Source organism: Streptococcus sp. ST16, from assembly GCF_046098135.1.
Classification (GTDB): Bacteria; Bacillota; Bacilli; order Lactobacillales; family Streptococcaceae; genus Streptococcus.
On sequence record NZ_JBJUSE010000006.1, the window covers coordinates 26,016 to 40,036 of the forward strand.

Below are 14,021 nucleotides of genomic sequence, written 5' to 3' on the forward strand. Positions count from 1 at the left end.
TCATTCCTCCTCAAAAGAAATCTCTGGCAACCGAGCAAGAATATCTTCTCGCTTAATCGCCCCCTGGCGTAAGATTTTCACCTTGTCTCCAGACAAATCCAAAATAGTCGAATCCTGTCCAGTTAGAAAAGCGTCGTCCTCCAGACCCAGAACCTCTTGATCAAAATCCTCTAGAATTTGAGCAAAGGTCACTCCACTCGCCTGACCTGAGATATTGGCAGACGGCCCAATCAAGGGTCCTGTCTCTCGAATCAAATCAAGTGTAATGGGGTGACTCGGCATCCGAAATCCCACCGTTGCAAGACCAGAGTTGACCCAATAGGGAACTCGGTCATTGGCTTCGAGGATAATGGTCAAGGGACCTGGTAAAAAGGTCTCTACAAGTTTTTCTAGATAAGTTGGCTGATTCTTTGAAAAGTGTAAGATGTCCTCTAGAGAAGCGACATTAAGATTGAGTGCCTTATCTCTGGGACGACGTTTGAGTTGGTAAACATGGTCGACAGCTTTTTCGTCTAGGGCCTTAGCAAAGAGGCCATAAACTGTCTCAGTTGGTAGAACAACAGCTCCGCCCTTTTCTAACTCTTGTCTAATCCTGTCCATCATCAACTACAACCATCCTATCTTGACCAAATTGGTCCTTGAGTATTCGTGCTCGTTTTTCAGGAAAATGTTTCTTAAAAAGCGCAGGAACACTTTGACCTTGCCTGTATCCAATTTCAAGGTAAATCTTACCACCATCTGTGAGATAGTCTTTTGCATCTTCCGCAATTCTACGGTAAATAGCTAGGCCATCCTCATCTGCAAAGAGAGCTAGATGAGGCTCCGAATGTAAAACATTCAAACCAACCTCTGACTCATCTTCACGAGAGATATAGGGTGGATTGGATACAATTATATCATATTTTTCAGAAGTTTCTGCAAAACAATCAGATTTTTTAAAAAATATATTAAGATTTTGATTTCTAGCATTCTCTGATGCAACCTCTAAGGCATCTTGGGAAATATCTGCTGCTGTCACTGACCAATCTGGTCTGTTTTTTGCTAATCCAAGAGCTATGGCGCCACTACCTGTTCCGATATCAAGAACTGAAAGGTTCGTCTCAAGATTTTCGGCTAGGATGAGTTCCACCAACTCTTCTGTCTCTGGACGAGGAATCAAAACCCGCTCATCCACTTTTAACTGCATTCCAAAGAAATCTGCTTGACCAATGATATACTGAGCTGGTTTGTGAGCTGCTAAGTGCTGGTAAATTTCTTCTACAAATTGTTTTTCTTCTTCTGTTACCTCTTGTTGGAGGGCAAAGACGAAGTCCGTAAAAGAGAGATTTTTTAAGCTACGATAGACAAAAGAGAGGCTTTCTGCTTCCTCTCCTTGTCTTATCAACTCTTCTTCAAAATCTGAAAATAATTGAGCTAATTTCATTATTTGTTTAATTCTTCTAATTTTTGTGTTTGGTCATAAAGAACCAAGGCATCCACAACTTCATCCAATTTACCAGACAAAATGGTATCTAGTTTTTGGAGAGTCAAGCCAATACGGTGGTCTGTGACACGGTTTTGTGGGAAGTTATAAGTACGGATACGTTCAGAACGGTCACCAGTACCGATAGTAGACTTACGTTCAGCGTCTTGTTCATCTTGAGCAATCTGAGCAAAATGGTCAGCAACACGGGCACGGATGATCTTCATGGCTTTCTCACGGTTTTTCTGCTGGGTACGTTCTTCCTGCATCTCAACCTTGATATTGGTTGGCAAGTGAACGATACGAACGGCAGTCGCAACCTTATTGACGTTCTGTCCACCAGCACCTGATGCGTGGTAGATATCAACACGAAGGTCTTTTGGATCAATATCGTATTCTACTTCTTCCACTTCAGGCATGACAAGGACTGTCGCTGTTGAGGTATGAACACGGCCTTGACTCTCTGTCACAGGGACACGTTGCACACGGTGGGCACCAGACTCATATTTGAGTTTAGAGTATACAGACTGACCAGAAACCATAGCAACAACTTCTTTGAAACCACCGACACCATTCATAGAAGCTTCCATGACTTCAAAGCGCCAGCCTTGGGCTTCTGCATACTTTTGGTACATAGTTAGCAAATCTCCAGCGAAGAGCGCTGCTTCATCTCCACCAGCAGCTCCACGGATTTCAAGGATGATGTTCTTATCATCGTTTGGATCCTTTGGAAGGAGCAAGATTTTGAGTTTTTCTTCGTATTCTTCTTTTTCAGCCTTGGCATCTTTGAGTTCTTGCTTGGCCATTTCCTCCAAGTCCGCATCTCCACCTGATTCCTTAATCATCTCTTCGGCGTCAACGATGTTTTGGAGGACTTGTTTGTACTCACGGTAAGCCGTTACCGTATCACGAGTAGAAGCCTCTTCTTTTGAAAGCTCCATGAAACGCTTGGTGTCTGAAACGACATCAGGGTCACTCAGCAATTCTCCTAATTCTTCATATCGGTCTTCTACAGCTTGTAGTTGATCATAGATGTTCATTTTTTCTCCTTAGTTCTCAATTGTTAAATCATAGATTGCTACTACTTCGTTCTCAAATATTTCCCCAGTTTCTTTAAATCCATAACTGAGGTAACAAGATCTTGCATGTTCATTTTCTGGTTCATAAGACAACCAAAGTTTATTGCCTAAACCTGCTGGCGCTGTCCGAACATAGTCCAGCACTTTATCCATAATTGGTTTAAAATATCCTTGATTTTGAAAATTCTTATCAATCATAAAACGAAATAGTAAATAATTTCCACTACTAATTCCGATATTTTTATCATAAGCTATCATCACAAAACCTATAATTGCATCATTATCATAAACTGCTAATGGAGCTACAAAATCTCCATTTTTAGTGTAGACATATGCTTCAGCTAAACTAATTGCGTTGGTTGCAATGAATTGTTTTTGATATTCCTTGACATTCAAATTCAAAACATCAAAATAATTTTCCATTGTAACATCTCTTAGTTCAATTGTCATAGTTGTGCTCCTTGTTAGATGTTATCATTGGCGCAAAATAATGTTTACGGCAGACTGAGATATAGGTTTCATTGCCACCGATTTGAATTTGTTCGCCATCATAGACTGGCACACCATCGTGCGTACGCAACACCATAGTCGCCTTTTTCTTACAGTACTGACAGATCGTCTTGATTTCTTCAATCTTGTCTGCTAAGAGCAATAGATATTTGGAACCTTCGAACAATTCATTGCGAAAGTCATTCTTCAAACCAAAAGCCATGACAGGTATGTCTAACTCATCAACAACACGAGCTAGGTCGTAAACATGGTGACGCTTGAGAAACTGGGCCTCATCGACCAACACACAGTAAGGTTTTTCAGGTAAGTCTCGGATATAGCCGAAGATATCTGTCGTTTCCTCAATCGCAATGGCTGGGCGTTTCATGCCGATTCGACTCGACACATAGCCAACACCGTCACGCGTATCCAGAGCAGAAGTCATAATCACAACTCCCTTTCCTTGCTCCTCGTAGTTATAGGCCACCTTGAGAATCTCAATCGTCTTACCAGAGTTCATGGTCCCATAACGATAATACAACTGTGCCATGCTTCTAATTCACGTCCATTTCTAAATTTTTGCTACATTCTAGTATATCATAATTTTCTGAAGCTTTAAACGGCAAAATGTGGTAAAATAGAAGAAATAAAAAACTAGTGGAGGAAGCTATTATGCCATTTGTACGCATCGATTTATTTGAAGGACGCACGCTCGAGCAAAAGAAAGCTCTTGCTAAGGAAGTAACGGAAGCTGTTGTCCGCAACACTGGAGCCCCTCAATCAGCCGTTCATGTCATCATCAACGACATGCCAGAAGGAACTTACTTCCCACAAGGGGAAATGCGCACCAAATAAACCAGCTTAAGCAGAATTGCTTAGGCTTTTTCAATCTCCAAGTAGCATCCATTGAAGAAATAGTTTAAATTTGTTACAATTTGAAGAGATGCTTGGATACATATCCTAAGAAAAGAAATACAAAAGGAATTAGTATGATTACACGTGAATTTGATACCATCGCTGCTATCTCTACTCCACTAGGTGAAGGAGCCATTGGTATTGTCCGTTTGAGCGGAACTGACAGTTTTGCCATTGCGCAAAAGATTTTTAAAGGCAAAGACTTGAGTAAGGTTGCTAGCCATACCCTTAACTACGGTCACATTGTTGACCCTTTGACTGGTAAGGTCATGGACGAGGTTATGGTTGGGGCTATGAAGTCTCCAAAGACCTTCACTCGTGAGGATATTATCGAGATTAACACCCACGGCGGTATTGCGGTAACCAATGAAATTCTCCAACTAACTATTCGTGAAGGAGCTCGGTTGGCAGAACCTGGTGAATTTACCAAGCGCGCCTTTCTAAACGGTCGTGTGGATTTGACACAGGCTGAGGCGGTGATGGACATCATCCGTGCCAAGACTGACAAGGCCATGAACATTGCTGTTAAGCAATTGGACGGTTCCCTTTCCGACCTCATTAATAATACTCGCCAAGAAATCCTCAATACACTTGCCCAAGTAGAGGTCAATATCGACTATCCTGAGTATGATGATGTTGAAGAAGCCACTACTGCAGTCGTCCGTGAGAAAACTATGGAGTTTGAGCAATTGCTAACCAATCTGCTTAGGACAGCACGTCGTGGTAAAATCCTTCGTGAGGGAATTTCAACTGCTATCATCGGACGCCCCAACGTTGGAAAATCCAGCCTCCTCAACAACCTCTTGCGTGAGGACAAGGCTATCGTAACTGACATCGCTGGTACCACCCGTGATGTCATCGAAGAATACGTCAACATCAATGGTGTACCTCTCAAATTGATCGATACAGCTGGTATCCGTGAAACAGATGACATCGTGGAACAAATCGGTGTCGAACGTTCGAAAAAAGCCCTCACGGAAGCTGACCTAGTACTACTAGTCCTGAATGCCAGTGAACCACTAACCGCCCAAGACAGACAACTCTTAGAAATCAGCCAGGATACCAACCGCATTATTCTACTCAATAAAACTGACCTACCAGAAACAATTGAAACTTCGGAACTTCCAGAAGATGTCATCCGTATTTCAGTTCTTAAAAATCAAAACATTGATAAGATTGAAGAGCGTATTAACGACCTCTTCTTTGAAAATGCTGGTTTGGTTGAGCAAGATGCTACTTACTTGTCTAACGCTCGTCATATTTCCTTGATTGAAAAAGCAGTTGAAAGCCTACAAGCTGTTAACCAAGGCCTTGAACTGGGTATGCCAGTTGATTTGCTTCAAGTTGACTTGACCCGTACTTGGGAAATCCTCGGTGAAATTACCGGAGATGCCGCACCTGATGAACTCATCACCCAACTCTTTAGCCAATTCTGTTTAGGAAAATAAGAAAAATCCATGATCGTTCATTCGGTCATGGATTTTATTGTCTTTATTAGTAATCTGGTCTAAGGACACCTGTTACAGTTGCCTTAGTTGCTTCGTAGTCGCCATCTACGACAACTTTGATAATGCGTTTGGCATCTTCTTCTGGTGCTGGAACTAGAGGTAGACGAGTTGGACCAGCTTCAAATCCCATGTAGTTAAGGACTGCCTTAACTGGAGCAGGACTTGGATAAGAGAAGAGGGCGTTGACCTTAGGAATGAATTTACGTTGAATAGCTGCCGCTTTTTTCATATCGCTTTCTGCAATAGCAGTCAACATCTCGTGCATTTCATCCCCATTTGTATGAGATGCAACAGAAATAACCCCGTCCGCACCAAGATTCATGGCATGGAAAGCATCTCCGTCCTCACCAGTATAGACCAAGAACTCTTCTGGCTTGTGTTCAATCAAGTAAGCCATATTAGCCAGACTAGTACATTCTTTGACCCCAATGATATTTGGATGGTCAGCCAAACGAAGCATGGTTTCTGGAGTCAATTCGACAACTACACGCCCTGGAATGTTATAGATAATAATTGGTAAGTCAGAAGCATCTGCAATTGCTTTAAAGTGCTGGTACATCCCTTCTTGAGAAGGTTTGTTGTAGTACGGTACGATAGCGAGTCCAGCAGCGAAACCACCAAAGTCTGCGACTTCTTTGACAAACTCGATCGAGTCACGTGTATCATTGGTACCTACACCCGCAATCAAAGGAACGCGTCCATTGACAATCTTTTGTACAGCTGCAAAGAGTTCCAACTCTTCATCGTGAGTCAAAGTTGGACTCTCGGCCGTCGTTCCAGCTAGGAGAATGCCGTCTGTGTGATGGGCCAATAAATGCTCAATCAAGGCTGGAATGGCATCAAAGTTGATGGAACCATCCTCGTGGAAAGGGGTAATGAAGGCTGTGATGATTTTACACTCTTTTAAATCTTGATAAGACATGAAAACACCTCTCTATTCAAAGAAGGAGTTCATCTGAACTCCTAAACGATATGACTATTTTAATTCAAATTTCAATTCAGCTGTTGGACGAACCAATCCACGTTCGTGAAGCGTTTCTGCAATTTGAACTGAATTCCAGGCAGCACCTTTGAGAAGGTTATCTGAAACAACCCACATGTGGATCCCTTTTTCTGCATCTAGGTCTTTACGGATACGACCAACAAAAGTATCACGTGAACCAACTGCATTGACAGCTTGAGGATAGATTTGGTGCGCTACGTCATCCTCAAGAACAGCACCTGGGAAGGCTGCGATAGCTGTTTTCACTTCTTCGATTGGTGCCACTTCTTTTGTTTCGATATAAACAGATTCAGAGTGAGCTGACAAGACAGGAATACGCACACATGTTGCAGATACTGCGATGCTATCATCTTCCATGATTTTCTTGGTTTCCTTGGTCATCTTCATCTCTTCGTATGTGTAATCATTGTCAGTGAAGACATCGATTTGTGGAAGAGCGTTAAAGGCGATAGGATAGTGTTTCTTGTCACCGCCTGAAGGCAAGATTTCCGCATGCAAATCACGTGGATTCACACCGTCATTCAAGACTTCACGAAGTTCACGTTGTGTTTCAAGAATCGCTCCCATACCAGCACCTGAAACTGCTTGGTAAGTTGAAACGATGATGCGGTCCAAGCCCCATTTTTGACGAACTGGCTCAAGAGCTACCATCATTTGGATAGTTGAACAGTTAGGGCAGGCAATGATGCCGTTGTGGGCATCAAGTGCATGAGCATTGACCTCTGGAACAACCAGAGGCACATCTGGATTTTGGCGGAAGTAAGATGTATTATCCACTACTACCGCTCCAGCTTTCACTGCGTATGGTGCATACTTAGCTGATGTCGAACCACCTGCTGAGAAGAGTGCAATATCAACACCCTCAAAAGCTGTCTCAGTTGTTTCCTCAATCGTAATATCTTGGTCTTTAAATTTCAATGCCTTACCAGCTGAACGTGCAGAAGCAAGGTAACGGATTTTATCGATTGGAAGTGTTGATTCTTCCAACATTTTTATCATCTGAGCTCCGACAGCACCTGTCGCGCCGACTACAGCAACTGTATATCCCATAAATAACCTCTTTCGGAATTTTCTAAAAATTTCTATAATAGATGTATTATACTACTTTTTACAGAAATTGAAAAGCACTTTTAGACTATATTTTCTGAAAACTAAAAATCCCTAGCCACTCGACCAGGGACTAAGAGGCATCTTCATGTGATGAGCAGGTTCACACAACTCATCAAGGTCCGCTCCTGCGTTATGACCTCCTTATGCTCAATAGTAGTTCGAAGACTACCTATCGACTCATCGCAACTACTATTCTACTAGATAGAATCGCTTTTGTCAACAGACAAAACTCTTTGCTTCATTTATACAGGTGCATAAGAAATATCTTTGAAAAATTTGGGGCAGATTTGGGGCAGACATAACAAAAACCCTTGTAAATCAAGAGTTTTCCTGTCTATCTAATGCTAATTGCCGGGATTGAACCGGCGACCTCATCCTTACCATGGATGCGCTCTACCAACTGAGCTAAATCAGCTTACCTAAAAAGTATACTATAGTTCTATGCTCTTGTCAAGCGCTCTCTTTTAATTTTCTGGAATGAAAAAAGCTAGATTTAGCAAGAATCTAGCTTATAAACTTCTTATCTTGTTAGATCGATTCGCTGTCCCAGTTTATTGATCAAAATCGCACCTACGATAAGTGATGCAAACTCACCAATTCCAGTAGAGAACCATGTGAAGAAGAATGGAGCCTCTGCAACGATATGAAGTTCAGCTGCAATGGTAATCATTGAAACGGAGAAGAGGATTGAAAAGAAGAAATGATCTTTTCGAATTAAACCATTGAACAAATAGTCGTTTTTGTATTTGCTAAAGAGCCATACACCTAGACTTAGGAAAACTAGGGTAGAACCTCCACCAACAAAGACATCTATTAGACCAAAGCTAAAGAAATTCGCAATCATACAACCAATAGTCACACCGATGATGTATTTTGGATTGTAGAAAGCCAAGAAATTCATCATCTCTGAAATACGGAACTGGTAGGCACCGTAGCTAATGGCATTCAACGGTGGGGTAATGGTCAAAACCACATAGATGGCAGCGACAATAGCGATATCCGCCATATCACGAACAGTTAATTTTTTCATGTTTTCTCCTTTAGCGGTTTCCCGCGTAAAATATGCTTGGTGAAAGAAGCTAAGCACCAAGGGTTGAGACTATCAACCTTACCAGTATAGCACAATATAGGACTTTATGCTATACTAAAATCATGAAAAGAATAATAAAGGCATTCTTCGATAACGAAATCCTCTCCTACCTATTTTTCGGTGCTGCTACTACTCTGGTTTCTATCTTATCACGTTTGGTTATTTACCACATCAGCCACCAGGAAATCCTCGCAACCATACTCGCAAATCTTATCGGGATTCTCTTTGCCTTTCTCACAAATGATACAATCGTCTTTAAACAAGAGAGAAGGAATTGGTCAACTCGCCTGGCTAAGTTTTTCTTAGCTCGTCTCTCTACACTTGGACTTGACGTTCTTTTAACTTATATCTTCGTTACAACCTTTCCTAATGTTATTGGCCAGTTTGTCGAATATAATATAGATAGGATTAATACGGTTGAAACCATCCTAGCACAAATCTTGATTATTGTGCTTAATTATATTTTCAGTAAAATCTATATTTTTAAAAGGAGTAACCGAATTCCTTAAGCATCCAGGTTGCCTTTTGTCACAATTTAGGATATAATTATTTAGAAAATTAGGAAAGGAAATTATGAAAATGTTAAAGGACCTAAAAGAATTCTTGCTTCGCGGTAATGTTGTTGACCTTGCTGTCGGTGTGATCATCGCCTCTGCTTTTGGTGCTATTGTAACTTCACTCGTTAACGATATCATCACTCCACTTATCTTGAACCCAGCTTTGAAAGCTGCGAACGTTGAACGTATCGCTGAACTTTCATGGAATGGTGTTGGTTACGGTAGCTTCTTGAGCGCTGTTATCAACTTCCTTGTTGTGGGTACAGTTCTCTTCTTCGTTATCAAAGGTATTGAAAAAGCTCAAAATCTTCGTAAAAAAGAGGAAGTGGTTGAGGAAGCTCCTGCTGCTCCAACTGAACTTGAAGTTCTTCAAGAAATCAAAGCTCTTCTTGAGAAAAAATAAGACAGATAAAGGATCTAGCTTAAAGCTAAATCCTTTTTTTCTTTACTCTTTTGGTAACTTACCAGCCTTTTCCAGCATTTTCTTAATTAAGTACGGCATCTTTACATTTTCACGACCTTTTTTCTCAATGAGTTTTTTGACAAATTCTGGCATCTGAAGGTCATCTGTCTCCTCCATGATGTCCTTTGTAGTTGCTGAAGGAGCTAACTCATCAAAGGTTTCTTCTTCTGGGAGAAAAGCTTTAAATTCTTTTTGTTCGTTGGCTCTTACAGTAGCAACTAAAGCGTCAATTAAACGACTATCCGTATTGGGCATAGGTGGACGATGGTAGGTGACACCTAATTCCTGACACAACTCATAACATTCTACATCATTATCGAACAAGACTTCGATGTGCTCACTGATAAAGCTAATCGGAACAAAGATGTAATGCTCTGGATGTTGCTTTTGTTCTCGCAAATATTCTAAGACATCTGGCTTAATCCAAGGGATTCCAATATCGCTTTCGCTCTGCCAAGTATTGGTATACTGGTCTGTCATTAGGCCGAGTTGTTCAGCGATTAGCTCGCTATTATCGAAAATCTGATCGATATAAGGATCTCCAAAGTCCAAGGCAAAAATGGGAACACTATGGGCTGAAAAGATTACCTTGAAGGATTCTTCTCCCACATGGTTTCGTAAAATTTTTCTAATCTCATCTGTCCAGAAGTCCAGCAAAGGCTGTTGCTGATACCAGTCCTTAATGACTAAAAATCGGATCTGCTGGCTTTCCAGAAACTTTTCATATCCCATGACTGAGTAAAAGGAATAATGAGGTTCCAAAATCGAGCAGATACATTCTTCAACGCCATCATTTTCCATCTGCTTGATCACGTCTGGGATAAAGGGGCGAGAAAATTTGTTGGCAAAGTAGATACCGTACTCCTCCCCTAAACGTTCTTTGACTAAATTGACCTCCTCACGTGTAATCCGCTGCAAAGGCGTCCCATCGATAAGGACATAGTTGTCATAGAGAGTCTGGATTTCGTGGTCTTGGGGTCTAACTCCACGACGAATGTTTGTAAAAAATTCTGCTACTCCCTCAAAGCTAATCTCCTCCGGAGATCCAAAGGTCATCATTAATATTGCTTTTTTCATGTTATCATCCTTATGATATTATTTTCACTATCCATTCTATCATGAAAGAAAAAAATAGTAAACGCTTCCGACGTCTACTATTTCTTTTGTTCTTTTGTCTTTTTATCTCGTCTTATGATTAGAATAATAACTACTAGGAGCAAGATGACAATGATAAGAAGGAGTAAGGTTAGGATATAAATCCAATGTGTTGGAATCCCTTGGTCAAAATAGCGTGTTCCTACAGCTTCTCCACTTTTATCCTGTGCTGCTTTTACTGGTGCATCCGTTATTTTTGCTAAAAGGATATGGCGACCGTTGGTAATATTAAGAAAACAGGTGCTTAACAAAACAATCTTGTCCGTTGAAGTCAAGGAAACATCTCGCTTGTACTTGGCTTTACTCAACAGATACTGATAATAGGCCTGGTGTTCCTCATCGTTGGAACTCAAGGTTCGGTAAATCTCCGTGTCATAGGCATCTACTTCTAAAATCCCAAAAATCTCAAGACCACGTTCTCGACCATTGTAGTAGATAGAACCATAGCGATGCTGGTCGAAGAATTCCTTATCAGCAAATTTCTTAATCTCGCCGAACATAGCCCCTGAAGCCATAGAGTGTCCGTAGATGATGGTATTAAAATCAGTAAAGTTGGGATTAAAGCGATAGTCGAGAAAAATTGATCCCGTTATCGTATAATCGCCAAAGGCATTCCGGTCAAGGTATTTGACATTATCCTGACTTTGTAGAAGCGGATAGTCTACCTTGGTCCCATCAAGGCTAATCCAACCGCAAACATCATGATTAAGCTGTTGCAGGGTTTCAAATCCTGTGCTCGAAGCATCCTTTTCAATAGGATTATAGTGATCATAGTCACTCGCTTCCGCTCTCTGCCAACTAAAAAGAGCTACAAAAACACAGAAGAATACCAGAAACACGTTTTTAAATCGCGCTCTTTTTTGAACCGTCATCGGCACTCCTTTCTATGCGAGATTTCTTAAAAGGAAAGGAGGCGGGACAAAACCGCCTCTTTTCTATTCACCCTTAGTCAGTAAAAGGGTCTGCTTCTTGCATTTTTTTACTCTCTCTTCTACGACGTAGGATCAAGTAGAGGACAAGGAGTAAGAAAATCAAGAGCAAGAACAATACAAACAAGATAAGGTACCAAATCCATAGTGGGATTGATGAGAGGAAACGTCCAAGAGACGAGTCATCAAAGACACTGTATGGGAATGGTTTTGATTTTTTTGTATGGAAGGTATTTTTAGGGACAGTGTCTGTAATCTTTGCGACCACAATATGACGACCATTGGTCACATCAAGAAAACAGGTGCTGAGTAGGATGATACGATCACTCGGTGAGAGCGAGATATCCCGCTTGTGCATGGCGACTGAGAGCAGGTGGTCTAGATAGGCCTGCTGACGGTCCTCACCCTGTATTCCTGGATCATAGATGTTAAAGTCATAGGCATCAACCTCCAACATCTCAAAGATCTCGAGCCCTTTTTCCACACCATTGTAGTATATACTACCGTAACGATGCTGGTCAAAAAATTCCTGATCAGCAAACTTAGCCACATCACCAAACATGACCCCGTTTTCTACGTGGTGCCCGTAGATAATGGTATTAAAGTCTTCGAACTTGGGATTATTTCGTGCATCGAGAAAGATAGCGCCTGTCGCTGCAAACTCACCTTTGGAGTCCTTGTTGAGATACTTTTCATTGTCCTTGGCTTGGACTAAGGGATAGTCGATATTGGTGCCATAGACATTGATCCAACCGAGGACTTCGGGATTGAGTTCTTGGAGTTTGCTGAAGCCTGAAAAGCTAGCCAGCTCATCCTGTTGCGTCGTAACAGGTCGATAAGCTTCGTACTCACTTGACGAAGCCAAGGAGTAGACTTGGTTGGAATCCCAAAGGGCATAGAAACCAAAGAGAAAGATCAAAGCTGCAAAAATGAGCAGCAGGTGATTGATCACCCCATCCACAGCAAGAACGAGACGCCTAGACAGACTCTTTTTTGGTTTCTCACGCTTGGTTTTCATCGTCTCCCCCCAGCCATTTAGGCTTCTCTACGTTTTTTAGACAAGACAACAAATCCAGCTAAACCAAGACCAATCATCAAAATGAATGGAAGGTTGTCAATCAAGAGACCGGTAGGAGTCACGTCTTGGAATTTATTGGTAATAGTATTATCGTTGGTTTTTTCGCCAATTAGAATATTACTCATGGTGAAGTCTGTGGCTTGGATACCATCTGCTTTTGTCTTATCATCGCCATTTTCTTTATAATTTGCCGATGCTGTGTAACCTTTTGTACCAACCTCGGTTATTGTATAACGTGATCCAGCAGGAATATTAGAAATTGTAAAATCTTGGCCATGTTTTAGAGAAAATTCTTTACTGAATGTGGTATTATCATCTCCTACTGTAAGTTCTTCTTGTGTTCCACTGATATTGACGGTAATTTTAGTTACAGGTTTAGCTGAAGTCGCATTAGTACTTGGAAGTTTTACAGTGAAACGGAAATTGAAGTCCTTAGATTTGTCACCATAATTCCCATCTACTTTTTTCAAAATTTTCAAAGATTGAGTCAATGGATTTACTTGGGTAGGATTACTTGGATCTGGATCTTTAGGATCAATTTTACCACCATCTTTTGTATAAGTGTTATCAAATAAATCATATTTAAAACTACCTACTTTATCGGAAGGTTCTTTCTTTGGTGCATTTGATATTCCAATTTGTTTAAAATATACGGATGAAATATATGTTCCGCCATTTGATTTATTTTTTACAAGTACATGCATTTCGTATGAACGATCATCATATTTCATAGCATCAATGTCAACACCATCTTTTTTAATAGGATTCCATCCAGATTTGGTTTCCTTTACTTCATAAACGTATTCACCTGCATGCTCATATATCACACCATCAAAAATATTCTCAGTCGGTTTCACAATTTTATCAGCTGTTGGAATATCCGTTTTCGAATATTGTACACTACGTGATGGTATAGTTACACCTCGTTGATACGGAGCACCATTAGAAGAGGTACCATCTTTTTCAGTAAATGTGAAAGTGAATGTGGCAGTTGGGGTTGTAATTCCCTCAGCAATATGAAGAGTCTTATTAATCGCAACTTGTACGCTGTTCTCTCCAGAAGCCGTAGCTGTCGCATCTGCATTTTCATCCGCAAAGGTCGGGACACCTCTGAATACCGACAAAGCGGTTATAGCTGCAATACTTGCAGTGAATAGCTTTTTAAAGAATGTTTTTTTCATGA

16 protein-coding genes, 1 tRNA gene and 1 riboswitch are annotated in these 14,021 nt (G+C 41.0%); of the genes, 4 read left to right on the plus strand and 13 right to left on the minus strand.

Annotated elements, in window-relative coordinates:
* The 5 genes from ACIY14_RS05340 to ACIY14_RS05360 are packed head-to-tail and all read right to left on the minus strand — an operon-like array spanning window position 1 to window position 3,580.
* The gene (locus tag ACIY14_RS05340; protein WP_084873038.1) at window positions 1-603 is read right to left on the minus strand and encodes an L-threonylcarbamoyladenylate synthase; all 603 of its coding nucleotides are present in this window, start codon (window positions 601-603) and stop codon (window positions 1-3) included.
* Entirely contained in the window at window positions 587-1,423 is an 837-nt protein-coding gene (gene prmC / locus ACIY14_RS05345; RefSeq protein WP_409001814.1) for a peptide chain release factor N(5)-glutamine methyltransferase, read from the minus strand. The genes ACIY14_RS05340 and prmC overlap by 17 nt, the downstream gene beginning before the upstream one ends.
* A complete protein-coding gene (prfA, locus tag ACIY14_RS05350; RefSeq protein WP_001028815.1) occupies window positions 1,423-2,502 on the minus strand; it encodes a peptide chain release factor 1 in 1,080 nt (359 codons plus the stop codon). Before prfA ends, prmC begins: the two co-directional genes overlap by 1 nt.
* A 9-nt stretch (window positions 2,503-2,511) precedes the next feature.
* Window positions 2,512-2,991 carry a GNAT family N-acetyltransferase gene (locus ACIY14_RS05355; RefSeq protein WP_409001816.1) on the minus strand — a complete coding sequence of 160 codons (480 nt, stop codon included), beginning with the start codon at window positions 2,989-2,991 and terminating at the stop codon, window positions 2,512-2,514.
* Window positions 2,981-3,580, minus strand: a complete 600-nt coding sequence (locus tag ACIY14_RS05360) for a thymidine kinase (RefSeq protein WP_084867224.1) — start codon at window positions 3,578-3,580, stop codon at window positions 2,981-2,983. The genes ACIY14_RS05355 and ACIY14_RS05360 overlap by 11 nt, the downstream gene beginning before the upstream one ends.
* Window positions 3,581-3,702: 122 nt before the next feature.
* Between ACIY14_RS05360 and ACIY14_RS05365 the strand changes: the two genes are divergently transcribed.
* Both ACIY14_RS05365 and mnmE read left to right on the plus strand, forming a co-directional pair.
* On the plus strand, window positions 3,703-3,885 hold the full coding sequence (locus ACIY14_RS05365) for a 4-oxalocrotonate tautomerase (protein ID WP_001117401.1): 183 nt from the start codon (window positions 3,703-3,705) through the stop codon (window positions 3,883-3,885).
* Between the two features lie 134 nt (window positions 3,886-4,019).
* Entirely contained in the window at window positions 4,020-5,393 is a 1,374-nt protein-coding gene (gene mnmE / locus ACIY14_RS05370) for a tRNA uridine-5-carboxymethylaminomethyl(34) synthesis GTPase MnmE (RefSeq protein WP_409001821.1), read from the plus strand.
* Between the two features lie 46 nt (window positions 5,394-5,439).
* Here the strand turns inward: mnmE and dapA are convergent, their stop codons facing one another.
* From dapA to ACIY14_RS05390, 4 genes are all read right to left on the minus strand, one after another.
* Window positions 5,440-6,375 carry a 4-hydroxy-tetrahydrodipicolinate synthase gene (gene dapA, locus ACIY14_RS05375; protein WP_000121604.1) on the minus strand — a complete coding sequence of 312 codons (936 nt, stop codon included), beginning with the start codon at window positions 6,373-6,375 and terminating at the stop codon, window positions 5,440-5,442.
* A gap of 54 nt (window positions 6,376-6,429) precedes the next feature.
* Complete coding sequence (locus tag ACIY14_RS05380) at window positions 6,430-7,506, minus strand: aspartate-semialdehyde dehydrogenase (RefSeq protein ID WP_409001822.1); 1,077 nt, start codon at window positions 7,504-7,506, stop codon at window positions 6,430-6,432.
* 402 nt (window positions 7,507-7,908) lie between these two features.
* Window positions 7,909-7,981: transfer RNA gene (locus ACIY14_RS05385), tRNA-Thr, on the minus strand.
* A gap of 105 nt (window positions 7,982-8,086) precedes the next feature.
* Window positions 8,087-8,596 carry a QueT transporter family protein gene (locus ACIY14_RS05390; RefSeq protein ID WP_409001823.1) on the minus strand — a complete coding sequence of 170 codons (510 nt, stop codon included), beginning with the start codon at window positions 8,594-8,596 and terminating at the stop codon, window positions 8,087-8,089.
* Window positions 8,594-8,690: riboswitch (PreQ1 riboswitch) on the minus strand. Its footprint overlaps the gene before it by 3 nt.
* A gap of 28 nt (window positions 8,691-8,718) precedes the next feature.
* On the opposite strand from ACIY14_RS05390, the gene ACIY14_RS05395 reads away from it, so the two are divergent.
* Window positions 8,719-9,165 carry a GtrA family protein gene (locus ACIY14_RS05395; RefSeq protein WP_409001824.1) on the plus strand — a complete coding sequence of 149 codons (447 nt, stop codon included), beginning with the start codon at window positions 8,719-8,721 and terminating at the stop codon, window positions 9,163-9,165.
* A 70-nt stretch (window positions 9,166-9,235) separates the two neighbouring features.
* A complete protein-coding gene (gene mscL / locus ACIY14_RS05400) occupies window positions 9,236-9,616 on the plus strand; it encodes a large conductance mechanosensitive channel protein MscL (RefSeq protein WP_000910210.1) in 381 nt (126 codons plus the stop codon).
* A gap of 42 nt (window positions 9,617-9,658) precedes the next feature.
* Here mscL and hemH read toward each other — a convergent pair whose 3' ends face one another.
* The 4 genes from hemH to ACIY14_RS05420 form a co-directional block, all read right to left on the minus strand.
* Window positions 9,659-10,753 (minus strand): ferrochelatase, encoded by a 1,095-nt coding sequence (gene hemH / locus ACIY14_RS05405; RefSeq protein WP_409001825.1) that lies wholly within the window; start codon window positions 10,751-10,753, stop codon window positions 9,659-9,661.
* Between the two features lie 77 nt (window positions 10,754-10,830).
* Window positions 10,831-11,703 carry a PI-2 pilus system class B sortase SrtG2 gene (gene srtG2, locus ACIY14_RS05410; protein ID WP_409001826.1) on the minus strand — a complete coding sequence of 291 codons (873 nt, stop codon included), beginning with the start codon at window positions 11,701-11,703 and terminating at the stop codon, window positions 10,831-10,833.
* A gap of 73 nt (window positions 11,704-11,776) precedes the next feature.
* Window positions 11,777-12,778: a PI-2 pilus system class B sortase SrtG1 gene (gene srtG1 / locus ACIY14_RS05415; protein ID WP_000851046.1), complete on the minus strand. Its 1,002-nt coding sequence runs from the start codon at window positions 12,776-12,778 to the stop codon at window positions 11,777-11,779.
* 17 nt (window positions 12,779-12,795) lie between these two features.
* A complete protein-coding gene (locus ACIY14_RS05420) occupies window positions 12,796-14,019 on the minus strand; it encodes a Spy0128 family protein (RefSeq protein ID WP_409001827.1) in 1,224 nt (407 codons plus the stop codon).
* Between the last annotated feature and the right edge of the window lie 2 nt (window positions 14,020-14,021).

Coding starts and splice junctions, on each gene's coding strand:
- ACIY14_RS05355 (WP_409001816.1), bottom strand. CDS start 2,991: ATGACAATTGAACTAAGAGATGTTACAATGGAAAATTATTTTGATGTT.
- ACIY14_RS05420 (WP_409001827.1), bottom strand. CDS start 14,019: ATGAAAAAAACATTCTTTAAAAAGCTATTCACTGCAAGTATTGCAGCT.
- ACIY14_RS05390 (WP_409001823.1), bottom strand. CDS start 8,596: ATGAAAAAATTAACTGTTCGTGATATGGCGGATATCGCTATTGTCGCT.
- mnmE (WP_409001821.1), top strand. CDS start 4,020: ATGATTACACGTGAATTTGATACCATCGCTGCTATCTCTACTCCACTA.
- ACIY14_RS05380 (WP_409001822.1), bottom strand. CDS start 7,506: ATGGGATATACAGTTGCTGTAGTCGGCGCGACAGGTGCTGTCGGAGCT.
- prmC (WP_409001814.1), bottom strand. CDS start 1,423: ATGAAATTAGCTCAATTATTTTCAGATTTTGAAGAAGAGTTGATAAGA.
- ACIY14_RS05365 (WP_001117401.1), top strand. CDS start 3,703: ATGCCATTTGTACGCATCGATTTATTTGAAGGACGCACGCTCGAGCAA.
- srtG1 (WP_000851046.1), bottom strand. CDS start 12,778: ATGAAAACCAAGCGTGAGAAACCAAAAAAGAGTCTGTCTAGGCGTCTC.
- srtG2 (WP_409001826.1), bottom strand. CDS start 11,703: ATGACGGTTCAAAAAAGAGCGCGATTTAAAAACGTGTTTCTGGTATTC.
- ACIY14_RS05340 (WP_084873038.1), bottom strand. CDS start 603: ATGATGGACAGGATTAGACAAGAGTTAGAAAAGGGCGGAGCTGTTGTT.
- dapA (WP_000121604.1), bottom strand. CDS start 6,375: ATGTCTTATCAAGATTTAAAAGAGTGTAAAATCATCACAGCCTTCATT.
- ACIY14_RS05395 (WP_409001824.1), top strand. CDS start 8,719: ATGAAAAGAATAATAAAGGCATTCTTCGATAACGAAATCCTCTCCTAC.
- prfA (WP_001028815.1), bottom strand. CDS start 2,502: ATGAACATCTATGATCAACTACAAGCTGTAGAAGACCGATATGAAGAA.
- mscL (WP_000910210.1), top strand. CDS start 9,236: ATGTTAAAGGACCTAAAAGAATTCTTGCTTCGCGGTAATGTTGTTGAC.
- hemH (WP_409001825.1), bottom strand. CDS start 10,753: ATGAAAAAAGCAATATTAATGATGACCTTTGGATCTCCGGAGGAGATT.
- ACIY14_RS05360 (WP_084867224.1), bottom strand. CDS start 3,580: ATGGCACAGTTGTATTATCGTTATGGGACCATGAACTCTGGTAAGACG.